This is a genomic window from Pyxidicoccus xibeiensis (assembly GCF_024198175.1).
In the GTDB taxonomy this organism is placed as follows: Bacteria; Myxococcota; Myxococcia; order Myxococcales; family Myxococcaceae; genus Myxococcus; species Myxococcus xibeiensis.
On sequence record NZ_JAJVKV010000013.1, the window covers coordinates 111,965 to 132,549 of the forward strand.

General features: G+C 68.2%; 14 protein-coding genes. 6 read left to right on the forward strand and 8 right to left on the reverse strand.

All coding sequences use genetic code 11. From position 1 onward, the window contains the following. Positions 1–112: 112 nt before the first annotated feature. The 3 genes from LXT23_RS38620 (at position 113) to LXT23_RS38630 (ending at position 1,916) form a co-directional block, all read left to right on the forward strand. Positions 113–946 carry an SIR2 family NAD-dependent protein deacylase gene (locus tag LXT23_RS38620; RefSeq protein WP_253985454.1) on the forward strand — a complete coding sequence of 278 codons (834 nt, stop codon included), beginning with the start codon at positions 113–115 and terminating at the stop codon, positions 944–946. A gap of 71 nt (positions 947–1,017) precedes the next feature. Continuing rightward, positions 1,018–1,386 carry a hypothetical protein gene (locus LXT23_RS38625; protein WP_253985455.1) on the forward strand — a complete coding sequence of 123 codons (369 nt, stop codon included), beginning with the start codon at positions 1,018–1,020 and terminating at the stop codon, positions 1,384–1,386. Further along, on the forward strand, positions 1,383–1,916 hold the full coding sequence (locus tag LXT23_RS38630) for a hypothetical protein (RefSeq protein ID WP_253985456.1): 534 nt from the start codon (positions 1,383–1,385) through the stop codon (positions 1,914–1,916). Before LXT23_RS38625 ends, LXT23_RS38630 begins: the two co-directional genes overlap by 4 nt. Here LXT23_RS38630 and LXT23_RS38635 read toward each other — a convergent pair. From LXT23_RS38635 to LXT23_RS38650, 4 genes are all read right to left on the reverse strand, one after another. Continuing rightward, positions 1,861–4,575 (reverse strand): hypothetical protein, encoded by a 2,715-nt coding sequence (locus tag LXT23_RS38635; RefSeq protein ID WP_253985457.1) that lies wholly within the window; start codon positions 4,573–4,575, stop codon positions 1,861–1,863. The genes LXT23_RS38630 and LXT23_RS38635 overlap by 56 nt on opposite strands. A gap of 12 nt (positions 4,576–4,587) precedes the next feature. Beyond that, positions 4,588–6,378, reverse strand: a complete 1,791-nt coding sequence (locus tag LXT23_RS38640; protein WP_253985458.1) for a hypothetical protein — start codon at positions 6,376–6,378, stop codon at positions 4,588–4,590. A 200-nt stretch (positions 6,379–6,578) separates the two neighbouring features. Next, positions 6,579–7,058, reverse strand: coding sequence for a flagellar hook-length control protein (locus LXT23_RS38645; RefSeq protein WP_253985459.1), 480 nt, complete (start codon positions 7,056–7,058; stop codon positions 6,579–6,581). Positions 7,059–7,468: 410 nt separating this feature from the next. Beyond that, complete coding sequence (locus tag LXT23_RS38650) at positions 7,469–9,451, reverse strand: OPT family oligopeptide transporter (RefSeq protein ID WP_253985460.1); 1,983 nt, start codon at positions 9,449–9,451, stop codon at positions 7,469–7,471. 306 nt (positions 9,452–9,757) lie between these two features. Here LXT23_RS38650 and LXT23_RS38655 point away from each other — a divergent pair, with 306 nt between their 5' ends. Together LXT23_RS38655 and LXT23_RS38660 are read left to right on the forward strand one after the other, a co-directional pair. Next, positions 9,758–11,239, forward strand: coding sequence for a hypothetical protein (locus tag LXT23_RS38655; RefSeq protein ID WP_253985461.1), 1,482 nt, complete (start codon positions 9,758–9,760; stop codon positions 11,237–11,239). A 106-nt stretch (positions 11,240–11,345) separates the two neighbouring features. After that, positions 11,346–12,113: a hypothetical protein gene (locus LXT23_RS38660; protein WP_253985462.1), complete on the forward strand. Its 768-nt coding sequence runs from the start codon at positions 11,346–11,348 to the stop codon at positions 12,111–12,113. Here the strand turns inward: LXT23_RS38660 and LXT23_RS38665 are convergent. Continuing rightward, entirely contained in the window at positions 12,095–12,421 is a 327-nt protein-coding gene (locus tag LXT23_RS38665) for a hypothetical protein (protein ID WP_253985463.1), read from the reverse strand. The genes LXT23_RS38660 and LXT23_RS38665 overlap by 19 nt on opposite strands. 338 nt (positions 12,422–12,759) lie before the next feature. Between LXT23_RS38665 and LXT23_RS38670 the strand changes: the two genes are divergently transcribed. Then, positions 12,760–14,088: a glycoside hydrolase family 88 protein gene (locus LXT23_RS38670; RefSeq protein ID WP_253985464.1), complete on the forward strand. Its 1,329-nt coding sequence runs from the start codon at positions 12,760–12,762 to the stop codon at positions 14,086–14,088. Positions 14,089–14,437: 349 nt separating this feature from the next. On the opposite strand, the gene LXT23_RS38675 is transcribed toward LXT23_RS38670, so the two are convergent. The 3 genes from LXT23_RS38675 to LXT23_RS38685 form a co-directional block, all read right to left on the reverse strand. Then, positions 14,438–16,591: an ATP-binding protein gene (locus tag LXT23_RS38675; RefSeq protein ID WP_253985465.1), complete on the reverse strand. Its 2,154-nt coding sequence runs from the start codon at positions 16,589–16,591 to the stop codon at positions 14,438–14,440. 192 nt (positions 16,592–16,783) lie between these two features. Continuing rightward, positions 16,784–18,151: a hypothetical protein gene (locus LXT23_RS38680; protein ID WP_253985466.1), complete on the reverse strand. Its 1,368-nt coding sequence runs from the start codon at positions 18,149–18,151 to the stop codon at positions 16,784–16,786. Positions 18,152–18,290: 139 nt separating this feature from the next. Next, entirely contained in the window at positions 18,291–20,558 is a 2,268-nt protein-coding gene (locus LXT23_RS38685; protein WP_407692940.1) for a TonB-dependent receptor, read from the reverse strand. Between the last annotated feature and the right edge of the window lie 27 nt (positions 20,559–20,585).

Genomic DNA, 20,585 nt, shown 5'->3' on the forward strand with positions numbered 1-20,585 from the left:
TCGCAAGACGCGGGCCAACGGCAGCCGGCCGCCTGGACCTGAGCGCGCCACGATTTTTTCCTATGCTCGGCCCGGCGCTCACAGACGCCCTCCGGGCAGAAGGTCGGTTCACATGTCTCAGTCGGAGCTTCGCCGTGCCGCGGAGGTCATCCGCTCCGCGGATGCGCTCGTCATCGGTGCAGGGGCGGGCATGGGGGTGGATTCGGGCCTGCCCGACTTCCGTGGCAGTGAGGGCTTCTGGAAGGCCTACCCCCCGTACGCGAAGCTCGGTCTCGACTTCGCCTCGATGGCAAACCCCGTGTGGTTCGCGAGAGACCCCGAGTTCGCCTGGGGCTTCTACGGGCACCGGCTCGGCCTGTACCGGGACACGGCGCCGCATCCCGGGTTCGACCTGCTGCGCACCTGGGCCTCACGCATGCGCCACGGGGCCTTCGTCTTCACCTCCAACGTGGACGGCCAGTTCCAGAAGGCCGGCTTCCGCGAGGAGCGCATGTTCGAGGTGCATGGCTCCATCCACTTCGTCCAGTGTCTGGGCTCCTGCCCGGACATCACCCCCGCCACGCCGTACTCCGTGGAGGTGGACCCGGAGACCTTCCGCGCCCGGCCGCCCCTGCCTGCCTGCCCCACGTGCGGCTCGCTGCTGCGCCCCAACATCCTCATGTTCGGAGACGGCGGCTGGGATGGCGCACGCTCCGAGGCCCAGTACCAGCGGCTCAACCGCTGGTTGGAGGCCGTGCGCCCTGGCAAGGTGGCCGTCGTCGAGTGCGGCGCCGGCACGGCCATCCCCTCCGTGCGCCACTTCTGCGAGTTCGCCGCCGCGGATTCCGGCGGACCGCTCATCCGCATCAACGTCCGCGAGCCCCAGGTGCCCAGGGGCGGCATCAGCCTCCCCCTCAAGGCGCTGGAGGCCCTGAGGGGCATCGAGGAGGCGCTGGGGCAGCCCTGACGGTGGCGCCACGCACACGCCGAGACGGGCATTGCGGTGCGCCGGACATTCCTGGTTCGATGACGGCCCCCGTGCTGACAATCCGACATGAGCAACTGGCCCTGTTGCAGCAGCCCCTCCTCGAGCGGTTCGTCGAGGATGCGGCGACGCGGCTGCGCCGGTGCTGGCCCCGTTCGACAGCACGGCTCGGCGATGACGTCCTGAAGGCACGCATCCGCCGCTCCATCCAGACGGCCCGGGGCCACGGCTTCGAGGACCAGCGCAATGTCCTGCGCTACCTCAACCTCTCCTTTGCCCTGGGCGAGGACTTCACCACGTCCGGCACGTATCCCTGGGTCTCCCCCCTCGTGCGGCAGCAGGGCCTGTCCCCCACCGAAAGGATGGACCGGCTCGTGGCGCGGGCCACCTCCTTCCTGGCCCTGGAGGGGCCCTCACGATGAATCCCTTCGAGCACTTCGGGAAGACGCCCGCCGGCAACCGGACGCCCTACCGGGGGAACCGGCGGCCTGTCGTGGCACCCGAGGACGACCCGCTCCAGGCCCTCTCCGCGATGGAGCGGGACGTCCAGGACGTGGAGGAGCAGCCGGTCGGCGCAGGCGTGCTTCCGTGCGAGCAGCCCTGGCTGGAGATCAGCCTCTTCGACGCGGAGGACCGGCCCGTGGCGGACGCCACCTACTCCCTGGTGGGCGTGGGCCTGTCCAGCGAGGGGCGGCTCGGTGCAGATGGGCTCATCCGCATCGAGGACGTCGAGGTGGACCTGGAGAAGGTCCAGGTCCAGGTCTCCGTCGAGGAGGATGACGAGGGGCGCATCGCGAGCTACGCGGTCAAGCTCGTCCCCCGGGTGATTCCTCCTCGTGCCCCGGAGACGCCCCCCTCCGGAACCGGGGAGGCGGAGGACTACGCGAGCATCGACTTCACAGTGTCACCTCGACCTCCACCGGAAGATGATCGCTCAGACCCGAGCCTTTGAAGATGCGCCCGAAGAGGGTCTTCGTGAAGGTGTTGGATGCAAGGACTGGAACCGGGTGGGGCGGCTGGCTGGCGTACCAGGCAGAGACCTCTCGCGCCACCAGGTCCACGAGTCGGGCGTTCGCGACGGTGGTGAAGCCCACCGTGAGGATGTGGTCGTAGGAGTGCTGGGTGTAGGCGGGCGGCTTGACGTGGGGAGGCGTGGTCGACGCATCCAGATCCAACGAGGGGGAGGACTTGAGGCTCGTGCGCACGTCGATGTGGAGCGCGTAGCCCGGCCCTCCGGTCAATGAATTGAAGGCCGTCACGTCCTGGTCGTGGCCCTGGTAGAGGGGCGCGCAGGGCGGTACGGCCAGGTTGGGTAGCGTGCAGCAGTTGAAGTCGCCCACGACGACCACCGGCATCGTTCCCCGGTTCGTGGTGATCTCCAGGATCTCCCCCAGCTGAGAGGTGCCGTTCTGGGCCTTCTTGTTGCCGCCCTGTGAAGGAGAGGGCGCATGCATGGCTACCACGCAGAACTGCCGTGCCGTGGCCGCGGTCTCCTTGAACTGCACCAGGTAGGGACGGCGCTCGTGGGCCTTGTCGAAGAGGATTTCCGCAGGGGTCGCATCCTCGTAGGTGCACTGGCCCACCAGGAAGGAGCCGGGGAAGATGACGAGCGCATCCGGCTTCTCACCCTTGATGACATCGGCCGGTGAAGTCCCATCGAGGTTCGCGCGCCGGATGTAGTCCGTACTCGCGTCAATCCAATACATCTTCCCGGCGTTCGTATCGAGCACCAGCCCCTTCGGCCGTCCGGGGAGCTCGGCCGCCACCTCGTTGGTGCCATTGACATCCGCCTGGCGGAAGCCGTGCTGCGTCGAATCCAGCCAGAAGAGCTTCGTCCCGCCCGGCGCGAGGGTGAGGGCGTCGGGTTGGCCGGTGGTGACCAGGGCAACGGCATTGGTGCCGTCCAGGTCCGCCCACCAGACCTGGTTCACCGCGCGGTCCACCCAGTACAGCTTCCCATTCGTCTCATCCACCGCGAGGTCTTCGGGTTGGCCGGTGGTAATCAGGGCAGCGGCATTCGTGCCGTCCAGGTCCGCCCACCACACCTGGTTCACCGCACGGTCCACCCAGTACAGCTTCCCATTCGTGCCATCCACCGCGAGGTCTTCGGGTTGGCCGGTGGTGACCACGGCGGCGGCATTCGTACCATCCAGGTCCGCCCACCATACTTCGTTCACCGCGCGGTCCACCCAGTACAGCTTGCTGTTCGTCTCATCCACGGCGAGGGCGTCGGGTTGACCGGTGGTGACCACGGCTGCGCCGTGCTTGCCGTCCAGGTCCGCCCACCACACTTCATTCACCGCGCGGTCCACCCAGTACAGCTTGTCGTTGGTTCCATCCACGGCGAGGGCGTCGGGTTGACCGGTGGTGACCACGTCCACCGCGTTCAGCCCGCCCGCATCCGCGCGGCGCAGTCGCTTGGTGCCCTTGTAGAGCCAGAACCGTCTGCCGGTGCCGTCGAGCCGCACGGCGTCGGGCAGCTCGGGCGCGACGAGGTCCGTTTCGTTGTTGCCGTCCACGTCCATCCTCTTGATGGTGTGGTTGGCGGCGTTGATCCAGTAGAGGTGGGCATTCGTGACGTCGAGCACGAGCTCCGTGGGGGTGGCTCCGGTGAGCAGGTCCAGGGCCCCCTTGCCATCGAGCGAGGCGGAGCAGATGTTGTTCGTCCCCTGCTCGATCCAGTACATCTTCTCGCCAATGGTGTCGACGGTGAAGCCAGTGGGATCCACTATGTTCAGCTCGCGCAGGGAGACCTTGTTCTTCGAGTCCTTGGACAGCTTCAAGGCCGCGTTGGCCGTGGCATCACCCCAGTAGAGCTCCATCCGCAGACTGGTGTGGGGGGTGAAGCCCATCAGGGAGGAGGCCTTGACGACAGTCTTGTTCTTCGTCTCCACCTTCTTGGGCCCGGAGCCATCGGGATAGGCGCGCCACAGCTCCGTCGTTCCCGAATCGAGCCAGTACATCATCCCATTGAACTCATCCAACGCGAGCTGCGAGGGATTGCTCGGGGTCACGAGGACGGTCCTGTTCGTCCCATCCAGGTCCGAGCAACAAATGGTGTTGGTCAACGTGTCGATCCAATACAGCTCCTCGTAGCGCAGGCTCACCTGCAGGGACTGCGCCTCGTCAGTGGTGCTCACGTCCTGGGGTGACGTTCCATCACGGTTGGCGCGACGGATCTTCTGTGCGCTCCGGTCCACCCAATACAGCTTGCCAGGGGTGTCGGGCCGCAGGTTCCACGGCGGCGGAACGCGGGTGGAGGACTCGGGGCCATCCAGGACGAGATTCGCGGAGTTGTAGAAGACGGCGATGGTCTCCGACTCCTTGCCTCCACAGTTGAGCGCACGAGGAGGCGCCACCTCCCAGCCGCCGCCGCCCGGACGGCCGCGAAGCTTGCCCAGGAGCATGTGGATGGCGCGGCTGCCAGCTCCGACGGCGATATCTCCGGGCTCCTGGTAGTCGACGTTCTGCGGCTCGAGAATCACGAAGACGTCGTACGCGGGGCCCGTGGCGGGGTTCACCAGGTCCAGCACCCGGTTGATGCGGGTCGTGTCCTGGACGATGCCGGTCGCGAAGCGAAAGATGTTCCACGAGATGATCTTGAAGGACATGGTCTTCCGGTGTCACTTGCGGGCGAGGCGATAGACGCTGCGCTCGCCATCCTGGTTCAGGAGTTCCACCTGGAAGGTCTCCCTGAACGGATCGAGGGTGATGAAGAACCCCAGATAGGTCTCCTCCTCGAGGATGGCGTCCTCCCCCTCTGCGTCCCCCGCGTCCGGGACGGGGTCTTCCTCGGTATCCATCTGGACGGGGCCCACCTCTCGCCAGTTGCCCGGGTCGGAGGGCTCCTCGTCCGCCGGCACGAGGTATTGCAGGAGCCTCGAAGAGAGCTGCTCGAAGGTGACGGAGTCGTCGGCGCTGGCCCGGATGACGAAGTCCGGGGCCGTCAGGACCGCGTTGAACTTCAGCCCGGCAATCTCCAGCTCGACCTCGGCCTCGACCAGCAGGGAGCGGCCTGAGGCGTCTGCTGGCTGGTTGATGAGGACGGCCACCCGGGCCCTGGACAGCTTCGCGAGCTGGACGTTCGCCAGGGTGAGGTCGGCTCCCGTGAGGGTGAAGGACACGTCGCTGACCTGCTGCGTGCCGAGGTCCATGCCCAGGTGGACTTCGGTCAGGTTCATCGCGGGGGCTTCGCCCTCGTTCTCCAGGAGCATGCCGCCCGAGACGTTGGCCTGCGCCGGCGGTGGGGCCGGAGCCACCAGGGCCTCGAGTCGCGGGTGCTTCTGCCACCAGTCCTTCCAGTTCCAGGAGAGCGGGGCGAGCGTTTCCAGGTCCGGGACCTGGAGGGAGAACTTCGGGTCCGTGTTCCAGCCGATGACCCCCGTGTCGGGAGGCAGCGGGGAGTAGAGGGGGATGTGGAGCGAACCCGGATTCCAGAGCGCGCGCAGGAGGGCCACGGACTCGAAGTCCTCGCTGTCGATGTTGCGGTGGCCCGTGAGGGACAGCGTGACGCTGTCGAGGGTCGTGTCACCCATGCGCAGGGTGAACGGGGTCGACACGAGCGACAGGCCGGGTCGACTGGCGTCGAGCTCGCCGATGAGCGTGAGCGGGCAGTCCGGGACGATGACGGACTGGAGCTGGGGACCGAACTGGAAGTTCGTATAGAAGTGGAGGCCCTTCCAGACGGGAATCCGGTCCGACGTTCCGAGCACCGAGCTGGAGGACAGGATGAGGGCGGCATCCAGGAACGTCAGGGCCCGGAGCTCAGGGTGGTAGGCGGTGCGCAGCAGCTCCACGAGCGGCGTGGGGGGGAGGCTGAGCTGGATGAAGTAGCCGGGCTTGCCGGACTCCATGAAGAAGCGGGCCACGAGCCGGTAGGAATGCATGATGCCGGAGTGGAAGTGCTCGACGATGCCACTCGCCTCCAGGTAGGTGGGTGCGTCGTCGTGCAGCTCCGCGCGCAGCTGCTTCTCTTCCTTCCGGGTCCGGGCCCTCAGCTTGGCGCTGGCGCGGCGTTCGGACCTGTCGAAGAACTTGAGCAGCTTGTAGGGCAGCCACTGCGTCTCGTTCACCTGGATGACCCGGCGCTGCCCCTCCTTCCGGATGGACACCGAGTGCCCGCTGCGCTCCAGGGCCTTGAGCAACTGGTAGAGGCGCGCCGAGCGGGAGCCGGGCTCCACCGCGCGACTGTAGGACTCGTGCCTGGGCTTCAGGTGACGCGTCCGGGGGCGCTTCTCCTGAGGGTAGAGGGACGCACTCCGGAGCGTGAGGGCGTCCTGACCCAGGTACCGGGCCAGTGCCCTCAGCTCCTCGGGGGCGACCGGGAACACCTTCGAAATCGATTCGTCCAGTGTCACGCTGCCCGATTGTCCGAGCTGCTGCTGGAACGACTTCCGGAGCACTGAAATCGACATCCCGGCCACCCTAATCCGGAATCGGAACGAAGTCCGGGCTCGAGGTGAGCTCGCCGACTCCCTGGGCCAGCACCTCACGGTGGCGCCCGAGGCGGCCTACCGGGACTGGGGCCAGGGCTCCCTGCTGAGGCCAGAAACGGAGCCAGCCGCTGCGGACCTGAACCGCCGCAGCGGCACGGCTCAATGACAGCGGGTGTTCATCAATTCCAGCAGTTGGCGCCGGTGTCGTTGATGTAGACCCAGAATCGCATGTCGCTCCGCACGTTGCCGTACGCGTACCAGCTCCAGCCGCCACTGCCGTCGTGGAACTCCGCCATGCGCCAGCCCGCACCGAATGCGCTCGCGCACAGCTGGTTCGCGACCGCCACGCTCGTCAGGGAGCTGCCCACCACCGGCAGCGTGGTGGCCACATTGCCCCGGGCCCAGCCATTGTAGAAGTCCGGGAAGATCCCCGGCGGCACCGGCGCATTGTCCTGGTTGATGCACAGGACGGGAAGCGCGTTCGAGCACGACGTCTCCCCCGAGTACGCGTTGCAGTTCGAACAGCCCACATGGTCCACACCGGCGCTGTGGGACACCTTCGCCCACGTCATGCCGAAGCCGCCGGACGCCACGGCCGCGGGGGCCAGCGCCAGCACGGACAGGGCTACGACCACTCGCGCATGAAATCCCTTACTCATGACCTTCTCCTTGATTGGAACCGCCCATCAGTGGGCCAATGTTCATTTGCATATCCAAAGCTGCAAATCAAGCAATAGCAGTATAGTGGTTTATACGTGCATTGTCCGAGTGCGAGGGTTCCGAACGGGAAGGGGCCCTCCAGCGGGTTGCCGGGAAGTTCGGAAGTCAGGGCCCTACGACATCCCGCCCCGGGGCGGGCGCTGCCTCCCGGCGCGCACCACCCCCTGCGGTCTGCGAGGCCCGGCGGGTTGAGAGTCCCCCGCTCCCGTGGGGGACTCTCGAGTCAGGGGCAGCGCGAGACGCTCGACCCGGCTACCCGGGGCTGAACGACATCATCGCGGGCCAGCTCCGCAGCGAGCCCTCGCTGACCGGCTGGCCGGAGGCCCGCGCATCGCCGCGGCCGACACGGTCAGGTCGAGATGCGGAGCGCCGTCCGCGCCGCCCAGCGGTACAGCCCGCCCACCGCGATGGTGCCGAGCACCACCGCGACGAGCATGGCGGGCACCTCACCCAGCTCGAGCGGGAGGGCCAGCGGCTCGCCCTTGCCCGTCGAGACGATCAACCCGGCCAGCGCGACGTTGAACAGGCTCTCGCCCACGATGAAGCCAGACATGATGAGCACGCCCAGGCGCTTGGCGGGCTCGCCCCAGCTCTGCTTGCTCGCCGCGCGCTCGTAGGCCCAGCCCGCCAGCGCGCCCACCACCACCGGCGCCGTGACGGTGCTGGGCAGGTAGATGGCGAGGCCCACGCCCAGCGGCGGCAGGCTGTAGCGGCCCTGGCTGGCCTTCTTCACCACGAAGTTGATGGCGACCAGCGTCAGGCCGAGCGCGGCGCCCCACAGCACGAGGTCCCACCGCAGGTTGCCGCCAATCACGCCCTTGGCCAGGGTGGAGATGAGGGTCGCCTGTGGCGCCGCCAGCGGCTGCGCGGAGATGGCATTGGCATTGGGCGCGCCCGCGAAGCCATAGGCCCGGTTCAGCAGCCCGAGCACCGGCGGGACGACGGCCGAGCCGGCGACCACGCCGATGAGCAGGGCCACCTGCTGCTTCCAGGGCGTCGCGTCCACCAGCTGGCCCGTCTTGAGGTCCTGCAGGTTGTCGTTGCCGATGACCGCCACGGCCAGCACCACCGTGGTGACGAACAGCGCGAATGCCACCAGCGCCGGGGCGGCCTCGGGCCCCGTGACCTGCCGGCCGACCACGCCGACGCTGAGCGCGGCGCCCAGGATGGTCAGGATGGCGATGCCCGAGACAGGCGAGTTCGACGAGCCGATGAGGCCGGCCATGTAGCCGCAGACGGCGGCGGCACAGACGCCCGCGAACAGGACGTAGCCGATGCCCACGGCGACCAGCGGCACACTCAGGCTCTCCAGGACGGTGCCCTGGAGGAAGCTCGCCAGAATCCAACCCGCCGGCACCAGGGAGAGCAGCGTCACCAGCCCTACCGTGCGGATGGGCAGGTCCTGCTCCGTGCGCTCGAGCGCCTGACCCTGCGTCTTGGCACGCCGTGCCGCCTCCAGCGCGGACCGCAGGCCCCCGATGACCGGCCTGGCAAGCCCCGCCAGTGTCACCATGGCCGCCGCGCCGATGGCGCCGGCCCCGAGCATGCGCACCTGGGTCCTCCAGACGTCCAGCGCGTGGTCCGCCGCCGGGACGTCCGGCATCGGGTTCATGGACGTGAGGAGCGGAACCAGGATGCCCCACGCAATCACCAGGCCGGCCAGCATCGCGATGCCGACCGTGATGCCCATCAGGTGTCCGGCGCCGATGAGCGCCAGCGAGCTGGCGGCACCAATGCCGGTGGCGCCGCTGCCCACCCGGAAATACCCCGCCACCTCACCCGCCATCAGCCGGGCGGCGGCCGCCGCCGCGAACAGGGCAGAGGCGAGGCTGCCCCAGATGACGGACATGAGGCCCGCCCTGCCTTCGGTGGCGCCGGAGCGTGACGAGGTGCCGACCTTGAGCACCTCGGCGGCTGCCACGCCCTCGGGGTAGGGAAGGTCGGAGGTGGAGACCAGCGCGCGACGCAGCGGCACGGTGTACATCACGCCGAGGATGCCGCCCGTCGCACACGCGCCGAACGTCGACCAGAATGGCACGTCGGTCCACCAGCCGGTCATCAACAGGCCGGGCAGGACGAAGATGACGGAAGCGAGCGTGCCCGCCGCCGAGGCCAGCGTCTGGACGATGTTGTTCTCCTGGATGGTGGCGTTCTTGAAGGCGCTCAGCAGCGCCATCGAGATGACCGCCGCGGGGATGGAGGTCGCGAAGGTGAGGCCGACCTTCAGCCCGAGGTAGACCTGCGCCGCGGTGAACACCAGCGTGATGAGGACCCCGAGGGTCACCCCGCGCAGGGTGATCTCCTTCGGCTGGGACGACGTGATGGCGTTCAAGGGGAGCGCTCCTTTCCAGGGATGCCGTGGCGGCCCGGAGGGAAATGGCGCCGAGGATACAGGTGTCCCGTGCGGAAGCGTATTTGTTGGCCGTCTCCATGGGAGGCGCGGGGGTGAACGCAGTGCCGGGCCGCAATCAGCTGCAACAGGGGGGCGGGAACGGGGCTTCGAGGATGCAGGACCTGTGGGGCGCGTGGGCCACACGATGGGGTGGGGGCCCCCCGACCCTTCCTGGCTCATGGGGCCCTGCTTCCAGGTGAGCCCGCGCAAGCACCCCGTGGCATGTCACTTGCCTTGTGGCCGCGGATGCTCCCTCTGGGCCGACGTTCATCACCTTGGATTCTCTCCCTGGCGCTCGCTGTCGCGGGAGTGCTCGCTGGCTGCAATTCGCCGGAGGACCCACCCGAGGAGGCTCCTCCCGTCGACGCGGGGACTCCACCACCCGACGCAGGGACTCTCGACGCGGGCAATCCCGATGCTGGAGGTCCCGACGCGGGGAATCCGCCACCACCGCCCCCTGACTTCTCCTGGGGCAACGGCACGGAGACCGGCAGGCTCGAGGGCAACGTGTGGACTCCCGGGCGTGACTCGACGGGGCTGGTGAACGCGGTGTCGTGGGCGCTCGTCCCCAAGGGGCGGTGGATCGAGGTCGCGGGCACGCCGCTCACCTCGCTCGACGCGGAGCTCAAGGCGGCGCTTCCCGGCTACCGGGACTTCGGCTCCGGGGGACTCGCCGCGGTCATCAACGCCTACTCCGGCGTGGCGGTCGATGCGCCTCGCGCGCGCTGGTGGGCGTTCGGCGGTGGGCATGCCGACAGCTCCAACAACGGCCTCTACCGCTTCGACATGGCGAAGATGCGCTGGAGCATCGAGCAGCTGCCCGACAACCCGGCGAACTGGGCGGGCGTCGTCTTTGGAATCACGTACAGCTACTACCCGCCCGCCGGGGAGTACTCCAAGGCCCACCCGGACAGCGACGTCTTCAACGATGAGTACTTCGACCCGGTCCGGCCCGCCGCGTCGACCGGCAATCCGACGGCCCGCCACACGTACAACGGGCTCGTCTACAACCATGACCTCCAGGAGGTGGCCTTCGGCGTCCGGCGGATGTGGCGCTACAGCCTGACCACCCACAGCTGGAAGCGCCACAACCCCTTCAACACCCCGGGCTCCAAGTACGACGGGGCGGCTGGCTACGGCGGCGCGGCCGGCTGGACGTTCTGGGACGAGGTGACCCACCGCTACTACTTTGGCCCCACTGAGAACTACAACTACTCGAGGTGGTGGTCCTTCGACACCGACGACCAGACGTGGAAGTGGGAGACGGTCACTCCCCCCGCATGGTTCTTCGCCCAGATGGTCCGGGTCGGTCGGACGCTGGTGAGCTTCCCCTACCCACAGCCGCAGTACGGCGTCTTTCCTCCGAGGCTCATCACGTACGACCTGGACACGGCGAAGTGGGGGGACCTGCAGCTGGAGCACGACCTCGTGCTCTCAGGTGTCTACACCGAATACTTCGAGGGGATGATCTTCACCTACGTGCCACCGCTCGACCGCTACATCGCCGCGTTCCCGTACGACCGCGGAGGGGACGGAAGCTTCGAGTACCGGACCTTCGAGCTCGACCCGAAGACCCGCGAGCTCCGCGAGGCGCCGCAGTGGGAGGCCGGTGCCTTCGGCGGATGGCACGACCTCGTCAAGAACCGCTTCTTCTACCTGGCGACGCACGACGCCCTCGTCTACGTGCGCAAGGGAGAGGAGAACCTGCGCGTCTTCCGCCTGCCTTGAAGCTCGAACATCGGTTCAGGCCAGAACAGTGTCTGGCCTGGATGTATCGGTGCCTCATACAAATGTTACGAGATTGCTCGTATCACGCGTGCTAGCTTCCGCGGCCATGACAATCACACTCCGACTCTCTGCTCTCGTCCTCGCATCCTCCCTCGCCGCCGGCTGCCTTGGCCCCGAGGCGGAGACTGACACGGGCACCGACACCCTCCAGGCCACCGAGCAGCAGGCCACGGACCCCTCGTTCCGCGTCTACAACATCGTCGAGGCCGTGCTCCCGGCCGCCAACTATGACGGCGTCGCCGGCAACGAGTGCATCGCCCTCCTGAACCCCGAGTACCGCCTCCGCAAGATCATCCTCGTCGAGACCGCCGGCGCTGGCGGCACCTGCGCGCTCAGCGCCTACACCGCCGGCAAGGCCCTCAGCTTCACCTGGGGCGCCACGTCGGTCTATCAGGGCGCGTCTGGCATCACCGCCATCCGCGCCGCGCTCTCCGACACTGACGGCGCCGTCCACCGCCTCACCGGCGCCATCACCTCCGAGGCCACCGCCCTCGCCAGCCTGAAGTCCTTCCTCACGCTGAGCGACGCCCAGCAGGCCGCCCAGCTCGACACCTTCACCTCCACCCGCGTCCACTCCATCTACGACTTCGAGGGCCAGGAAGAAGTGTACGCCGAGGCCGCCTACCAGGCCGTCCGCGTCACCCAGCCCTGCGAGAACCCCGGCTCGCCCAGCCTCAGCGCCCGCGTCCACAACGGCTTCGTCTACGGCTACACCGCCAGCAACACGGGCAGCTGCTACAGCGGCTGGTTCACCAGGACCTACACGTACAACCGCAACTGGCGCCTCGTCTACAGCTACGAGTACTCGGAGTAGCTCACCGCGCCGCGCACGTCCTGCCCGCTGCGAGAGCGTGCCGGATTGTCGAGACACCAGGGTGGTGGCAAGCAGGCCGCCCGCACTGGCTGCATCGGCTCCCGCCGGGCCTGACCCGGCGGGAGGAAGTCGTGACGCTCCAGCAGCCAGTGCCCGTTGTGCCGGTGGGCCCCTTCCAGCAGGGCCCGCCGGCGTTTCTCCGCGGTGGAGCAGCTGCGCACCCACGGACCGCCCCAGATGGCTGAGCCACCGGCCAGGTCATCATCCGCGCCGCGCTGCTTCCCGTCCGCCGCATCAGGTGCGGCCACGCATCCCCACTGCATTTCTTGAAGCCGCATCGCGCATCCGGGCCTCCCCCTCGGGCTACCACCCGCGCAAGGGCGCTCCAGCGGGCGTTGGAGTCGTGCGCCGCCTCGGGAATGGCTGAGAGGATTTACGGGCCCGGCACCTGGGGACGGCCTCACGATTGCCCTCCAGGCGCGGGGAGTTCAACGAGCAGACCAGGCAGGCCAGCAGCCGCACGCCGAGCCGCCTGGTGGAGGCCGGTCGCCCATACCCACTGCCTTGCCCATCTTCTCGTGGGGTCTGTCTGGAGGGCAGGACAATGATGGGAAGACTGCAAAATCGCGTCTGGAGCCGTTTTCTGGTGGCTGCCACCTGTGTCCTCACGGCAGGGCAGGCGTGGGCCTTCGATGAGGCCGCGGCGGACCGGGCCCTCCAGTTCGCACGGGAGCAGCTGGCCCGAACGTCCACGAGCCCGGACATCCCGCCGCACCAGTACCCCAAGAATACGGTCGACAACCGCACCTGGAAGCTCGTCGCCGCGGACAACCGCGTCGATTGGATTCAGGGGTTCTACCCGGGCCTGCTCTGGTACATGTACGAGGCGGAGGAAGACCCCGTCTGGCGGGAGCGGGCGGACGCGAGGACGCGGCCCACCGAGGTCCAGAAGACCAATACCCAGACGCATGACCTGGGGTTCAAGTTCTTTCCCAGCTTTGGCAATGCCTACCGCCTGACGGGGGAGGCCTACTATCGCGACGTGTTGCTGACGGCGGCCGGCTCGCTGGCGCAGCGCTTCCATGCGCCCTCGGGGGTCATCAACTGCTGTGATTGGAACCGCGAGTGGAAGGTTCCGCTCGTCACCGACACGATGATGAACCTGGAGCTGCTCTTCTGGGCGGCCGAGAACGGTGGCGACCCCGCCTGGAAGGACATGGCGCTGAGCCATGCGCTGGTGACCCTGCGCGACATGGTCCGGCCGGACGGCGGCACCTTCCATGTCGTGGACTACGACGCCGCGGGCAACATCCGCTCGAGGGAGACCTTCCAGGGGCACTCAGACCCCTCGACCTGGTCGCGCGGACATGCGTGGGCCATCTACGGCTTCACCCTGGCCTACCGGTACACGAAGGACCCGCGCATGCTGGAGGCGGCCATCAAGGTGACGGACTACTACCTGGACCGGTTGCCCCCGGACTCCGTTCCGTACTGGGACATGGACGCGCCCGCGGACCAGCGGGTGAAGGACTCCTCGGCGGCGGCCGTCGTGGCCTCGGCGCTGCTGGAGCTGCACACCTTCGTCACGGACGCGGCCGTGAAGGAGCGGTACCACTCGGCGGCCCTGGCGATGCTCGACAGCCTCAGCTCATCGGCCTACCTGGCCGCCGGCACGCAGAGCCCCGGCATCCTGCTGCATGGCGTGGCGTTCTACCGCACGCCCATCAAGCCCAAGGGCGAGGCCATCGACGAGAGTCTCATCTACGGCGACTACTACTTCGTCGAGGCGCTGCTGCGCTTCAAGCAGTCCCTCGCAGTGCCCTTGCCGGCTCCGGGCCCGCCGCCGACGACCCCGCAGCCTCCCGCACCGGGAGGGGCTGGAGAGGGGGGCTGCGCGTCGGCGGCGCCAGGCTCGACGATGGCCGCGGCCGGGCTGCTGCTCTGGCTGCTGGCCACGCGCCGCAAGCACGCGTAGGCGCCCACGCACGATACATGTGACGCCATGGGTCTCTTCGGCGCTACACCGTGACAAGCCCTGTTGTCGACGGGGGCCGGTAGATACTCGTCAAGATACAACGATTTTATCAGGCTATCTTGACTTAAGAGGCTGTAGTGGATTTAGGTTCTCCACTCCAGGCGCGTATGGTTGATTCCATGCTCGATGCTGGAGTCCACACCTCAACAAGGAGAATCACCATGAAGATCCAGACCAAGGTTCGTGGCGGCCCCCGTGGTTGCGCCTACGTCATCCTGTAAGACTCACGAGTCGACGTGAGCCGTACCTGTCGCCAGCGGGCCGCTCATCGCCCGCTGGCGATTTGTTTTCAGCCACGCGAGCCCGCGCTCGGGGCGACGAGGGGGAGCTCCACGACGAAGCGGGCCCCCTGCCCGAGGGTGCTCTCCGCGTGGATGCGCCCTCCATGCGCCTGGACGATGTGGCGGCAGATGTTCAGCCCCAGCCCGAGCCCTCCCACGTTCACCGTTCCGAGCCGCTCGAAGCGATTGAAGATGCGCTCCAGGCAGCCTGGGTCGATTCCCGGCCCGTGGTCGCGGACGGTCAGCACCGCGGTGGCCTCCCGCTCCTCGAGCGTGACGTGCACCGGGGCCCCTGGGGCGTAGCGGGCGGCATTCGTGAGCAGGTTGGTGAGGACCTGTTCGATGCGGAAGGGGTCGCACTCTCCCTGGATGTCGGGCGCGAGGTCCAGCACCAGGGTGGCTCCCACCGCGGCGAGCTCCGGGGCGAGGCGCTCGATGGTCTCCTTCGCCAACGCCGAGAGGCAGACGCGCTCCAGGTTCATCGCCAGCTTGCCCGAGGCGATGCGCGAGATGTCGAGCATGTCATCCACCAGCCGGGTGAGCCGGGACGTCTGGCGCGCGGTGAGCTCCAGCAGTCGCTGGACCTTCTCGGGCTCCCAGCCATGCAGCTCGGCCCGCGCCAGCGCCCGCTGGCCGATCTGCGTCTGGAGCTTGAGTGAGGTGAGCGGCGTCTTCAGCTCGTGCGAGGCGATGCCCAGGAAGGTGTCTCGCGCGCTGACGGCGGTTTGCAGCTCGCGCGCCAGCGTCTCGGCCTCCCGCAGCTCGGTCACGTTCTCGACGAAGGCGAAGATGCCCGTGATGCGCCCCTCGTCGTCCCGGAAGGGGTGGTAGCCGACGTTGAGCAGGAGCTTCTGCAGGACCCCGCGCTCGTCGCGGCGATAGAAGGGCAGCTCCTTGCCGATGTACGGCACGCCCGTCTGATACACCTCGTCGAGCAGGTCGAAGAAGCGTCCCACCTCCTGGTCGGCGAAGATCTCCCGGACCGTCCGGCCCAGCACGTCGGTGTGGCCCGTCAGTTGGAGGTAGCGCTCGTTGGCCAGGACGTACACATGCTCGGGCCCGGAGAAGATGCACATCGGCGCGGGTGCGCGCATGAAGAACTCGCGCAGGTCCTGGCGGACGACCTCGACCGATGTCTGGGATTGCTTCAGCGCCAGCGCATCCGCGACCTGGGAAGCAAGCTGGCGGAAGTGACTGCGGTAGCCCTCATCGAAGGGCAGCCTCGGGCTGATGCCCAGGACGATGCAGCCGGCCGGGCGCTCCCCGCCGGCCGTGCCCAGCGGCGCCGCCCAGAGCTCCTCCACCGGTTCGGGCCATACGCTCCCGGGCAGCAGGGGCAGGGGAGGGTGGCAGACGTGGTGGGCGGGCTCGCGCGCATCGGTCGCACGCCGCAGCACCTCCGCTACCTGCGGAAGCGGGCCATCAGTCCTGCCCTTGGGCCCTTCGTCCGGGCCCGGGGTGGGGGCATCGACCCGCCGGAACTCACCGGAGGCGCCCCTCAGGAAGAGCTGGACGAAGGGAATGTCGTAGGGGGCCTTGCGAAGCACCTCCGCGGCCCGCTGCATGACGCTCCGCGCATCCGCCGCACGCGCCAGGGCCTCGGACAGCGCCTGCACGGTGTCCTTCCGGCGCTCCATCACCACCCGGGTCGTGGTCTCGGTGCAGACGACCAGCACCCCGGCCACCCGTCCCGTCTCGTCGTAGACGGGAGAATGGCCGTAGGTCCAATAGAGCTCCTCGATGCGGCCATTGCGAAAGCTGGGGACGACCCGGTCCTCGTTCCAGCTGGGCGTGCCGTGGTGCATCACCGCCTCGATTTGAGGCCAGATGATGGGCCACACCTCTCCCCAGCATTCCCGGGCCCGCTGGCCCAGGGCCGTCGGGTGCTTGCCCTGGCCGAAGCTGGGCAGGTACGCGTCGTTGTAGAACTGGATGAGCTCCGGGCCCCAGAAGAGGACCATGGGATGGCGCGAGTGGAGCAGCGTGCCGACGATCGTCCGCAGGCTCACGGGCCACGATTCCAGGGGCCCCAGCACCGTCTTCGACCAGTCGATGGCCCGGACCAGAGCCCCCGTGGCACCTCCACCGGAGACGAAGGACAGGGGGCCTGGCACGTCGGGGGCGTGAAGGGATGGGCTCATCATCATCGTCAAGGGTCCCACCGCATGGCTCCATCAATGATGACCACGTCGCCTTGAAACAACGGGAAGCGCCCCGGGTGTGTATCTGGCGAGACAAAGAACCCTGCGCACGGCAGGCCCCCCGCGACTCTCCGCGGGGCTCCTCGAGCGGGTGGGCAGGCGGTGGACCACCCCGCCAGACTGCGAGCAGCAGACGACGAGGCGGGCATACCGTCAGAAGAACTCGGGATGCTCGGCGGCCAGCATCTGCTCCAACCTGCTCACGTCCTTCAGCAGGCTGTGGCCTGGCATGATGTTCCGCGCCGCATCCCAGCACATCCAGGCCGCGCCCATGTCCCAGTCCGAGGTGCAGAGGTCTCCCAGGTCCTTGTAGGCCCCTGTGAAGAAGGGGTTGGTGTCGATGGTCTGGAGCAGCAGCGCGCGCGCCTCCTCGGTCTCGCCGAGGGTCCGGCGGGCATGGGACTCCATGCTCATGAGGACGTGCGCGCGGCGTCCGGCCGCCTGCCGGAGCTCGACGAGCACCGGGGCCATGACGCTGGCCACTTCCTGGGTGGTGGGCGGCTCCGACATGACTTCCCGGAAGCGGCGCACTTCCTCATCCTGGATGTCCCGCACGACCTCCCCCAGGCCCGGCACCGTCACATCGATTTCCAGCTTCAGCTCGAAGAAGGTGAGCACGCCCTCGAGCATGTGGCCCGCGTCCACGGCTTCCTTCGCTTCCTTCTTGCGCCGCTCCTGCACCTCGTTGGGGTCCGGGGCGGGGCCGAGTGTGACGCGCTCCAGGATGGCGTCGCTCGGCAGCCCTGGCCTTCCTCGCACCACGCGGCGGTAGCCGTCGAGTGGAAGCCCGGTGTCGGGCACGACGTTGGCGGACAGGAGCCGCAGCGTGACGGTGCCCGCGGGAATGCCGCGCATCATCCGGGCGCTGTACTGGATTTCGCGCGGCACACGGCCCGCCGAGGCGAGCCGCTCGAGGATGAGCGGGTGGCCGTCGTAGCGGTAGCGCAGGAACTGGACGAACCGCCTGCCCATGTCGGGCGCTACGTCGGTGCCGTCGTCCGAGTGTGCGAGCAGCTCGCGCCCCTGGGCGGTGCCATACACCGTGCGCCCGGCGTCCGACTGCACGGAGATGTCGCCCTGCTTCTTCTTCCCGGAGAAGGCGGACCGCAGGAGTCCGCCAAGCCCCGTGCTCTTCGGAGCCGCGTCCGCGAGCGTCCGTCCCCGCGCCTTGTCGAGCACCGAGAGCTGGTGCTCCATGATGACGGGTTCGAAGTCCGACGTGTCGCCCTGGCCGGCCGCGATGACGGAGCGAACATGCTCGCGGTTGGGCAGCTCGAAGTGCCGGGAGCAGACGTTCGCGTACAGCGACGACTCGACGTACGTCCGCGCGCCCTCGTCGAGCTCGAGGCGACGCCGGCGAGTGAAATCCATGAGGACCTCGTGCTCCTCGGGCTCGCGATAGCCAAGCCAGTCGCGACGCAGCCGGACCTGGACCTCATAGGTCCGCTCCGGGACGGGGGGAGCCTCGGGGTTGTTCCTTCCGCCGGACTCCGTGACTTGCAACCTCAGGTCGAGCCCCATGCTTCTCCTCGTGGGTGATTCGCGGAGGCGGCGTCAGGGGGCTGCCTCCAGGCTCAGGCCATCATATCCACGGACGCACAGGTCTGAATGTAGCCAGGGCTGGAGACCTGGCGGGTGGAAGCGGACCTCGCCCGCCGAGTCAGAAGTCGTACCGCAGGCCGAAGCGCACCTGCCGCGGAGCCTGATATCGCACGGGCACGAGGGAGGTGTCGCGCGCCTCCACCTGTGTCGGCTCCTGCGCATTGAGGACGTTGAACACGTCGAGCCGGAACGTGACGTCCTGCCAGTCGCGCACCGCGTACCGCACGCCGAGATAGGCATCCCATGACTGCACCCACGGCGTGCGCTTCCCGGACTCCAGCAGCAGGCCCGACGCGCCCAGATACGACGCGCCCACATCGGCTCGCCACTTGCGGCTTCGGTCGAAGCGAAGCTCCCGGGCCCCGGAGAGGCGAATGACATGGGGTCGGTCCAGCGGAAGCCGCTGTGTCGGCGTGAGCCCGTCCCACGCCGCGAACGGGCTCACGTAGTTGCCCGTCAGCCTGGACCACGTGTAGCTCGCCTGTCCCAGCCAGCCATTCCGGTAGGAGGTGCGCAGCTCCACCGTCACCGCATCCTGGTTGCGCGCCGCGCGCGGAGAATCGGAAGCGAGCCCGGAGCCGGGATTGACGAGCACCCCACCACTCCCGTCCGTCCGGGGCACGAGCGCGAGCCCGTGCTCCAGCCTCCGGTGCAGATACGTCGCGCCGAGGACCACGTCGAACAGGACCTCGTATTCGAGCCCCGCTACGACCTCGCGGGAGGCCAGGGGCTCGAGGTCCGGGTCCACTGTCACTTCCGCCGCGGGAGCCCGAGCCTCCAGGAGCCCCAGCGGAATCAGTCCCTGGAACTTCCCGAAGTGGGCGAACACCTTCATCCGGCCGTTGGCCCACGGGTCGATGATGAGGCCCATGCGAGGCGAAAGCCGGGCCGTGGTGACGGGTTCCTGGCTCGCCCCTTCGATGCGCTGCACGTCGTAGCGGGCGCCGACATTCAAGGTGAAGCGATTGCCGAAGGACGCGCTGTCCTGCACGTAGCCGCTGAAGACCTGGCTGGGCGTCTTCGCGCCTGGCCTCTCATGGGTGAGCCATTCCGAGTCCACGCCCGCCTTCACCGCGTGCGTGACCAGCCACCGCGCCAGCCACAGGGCCGTGGCATTGGCCTGGTAGCGGTCGACCGTGGCCCGGGGCGCCGGTTGCTGGGACAGCCAGCCCGCGTTGACATCGACCAGCAGCTTCTTGTCCATGAACGCGCCGGCGTAGCGAAGCGAGGTCAGCGTCGAATCGGTGCTCCCTCCCTCTCGCGAGGAAGGCGCGGTGACGAGCGAAAGCGACACGTTGTGGTCATGGTTGATGAGGTACGTCAGCTTCCCCAGGGCCTGGAGGCTGCGCGCGTCGTCGAAGCGCCGTGGGAGGCTCCCATCGGGGGCTGGAGCCTGAAGCGTCCGCTCCACCCGGCTCAGCGCCGGAGTGACTCCCGCGTAGAACCAGAGCTTGTCCTTGAGCAACGGGCCGCCCAGGGTGGCCCCGAAGTCTCCCTGGTGCTTGAGCGCATCCTGACTCCCGAGCCCCGTGCTCTCGCGGCGTCCCTCCAGCAGCCCCGGCGTCCAGAAGGCGAAGACGGAGCCATGCATTTCATTGGAGCCGGACAGTGTCGTCGCCCTCAGCTGCCCACCCGTGGCACGGCCGTACTCCGCCGGGGCGCCACCCGTCGCCAGCTCCGGGGCCTGAATCAGCTCCGCGCTCAGGGAGAGGGCATTGAGTCCCAGCACCGCGTCACCGACGGACAGGCCATCCAGCCGGTACTCGTTCTCGAAGACGGAAGCGCCGTGGATGGAGAGGCCTCCCGCCACATCCAGGACCCCTGGGATGAGCGGTGCGAGGTCTTCGACCGTGCGCACCGCGTCGGGTGCGCCGGAGCTCCTGCCCAGCACACGGTCGAGCTCGAACTCGAAGTCGAGGTCGCGTCCCGTCGTCGTGCTGCCGACGTCGATGGCCGGCGGGCCACAACCCTGCAGGAGTACCTGCTCCGAGTCATCGGCAACCAGCGTCACGTCGAGCTTCGTGGAGTATCCCCCCTTCAACGGCACGTCGGTCCGCGCATAGGGCCGGAGCCATTCCTTCTCGAACCGCACGGTGTACAGCCCGGGAGGCAGGTCCGGAATCCGGTACCTCCCCTGGGCGTCCGTCAGCACGGTCTGTTCGCCTTGCAGTGAAGGTGAGGTCGCCGTGATGACGACATCGCCCGCGGGAGCTCCCGTCTCGGCCTGCTTCACCGTACCGAAGATGACCCCGCGCGCCTCGGCTCCAGCCGCTGAGAACGCCAGACATGCCGCGAGGACGCCCACGGTCCGGAACCACCCCTTCACGCACATGCTCGAGTCCCTTCCATGGGC

What these genes read in the sequence shown, in the direction of transcription:
- LXT23_RS38680 (WP_253985466.1), bottom strand. Translation starts at nt 18,151, where the DNA reads ATGGGGCTCGACCTGAGGTTGCAAGTCACGGAGTCCGGCGGAAGGAAC.
- LXT23_RS38635 (WP_253985457.1), bottom strand. Translation starts at nt 4,575, where the DNA reads ATGTCCTTCAAGATCATCTCGTGGAACATCTTTCGCTTCGCGACCGGC.
- LXT23_RS38640 (WP_253985458.1), bottom strand. Translation starts at nt 6,378, where the DNA reads ATGTCGATTTCAGTGCTCCGGAAGTCGTTCCAGCAGCAGCTCGGACAA.
- LXT23_RS38660 (WP_253985462.1), top strand. Translation starts at nt 11,346, where the DNA reads ATGACAATCACACTCCGACTCTCTGCTCTCGTCCTCGCATCCTCCCTC.
- LXT23_RS38645 (WP_253985459.1), bottom strand. Translation starts at nt 7,058, where the DNA reads ATGAGTAAGGGATTTCATGCGCGAGTGGTCGTAGCCCTGTCCGTGCTG.
- LXT23_RS38655 (WP_253985461.1), top strand. Translation starts at nt 9,758, where the DNA reads ATGCTCCCTCTGGGCCGACGTTCATCACCTTGGATTCTCTCCCTGGCG.
- LXT23_RS38620 (WP_253985454.1), top strand. Translation starts at nt 113, where the DNA reads ATGTCTCAGTCGGAGCTTCGCCGTGCCGCGGAGGTCATCCGCTCCGCG.
- LXT23_RS38630 (WP_253985456.1), top strand. Translation starts at nt 1,383, where the DNA reads ATGAATCCCTTCGAGCACTTCGGGAAGACGCCCGCCGGCAACCGGACG.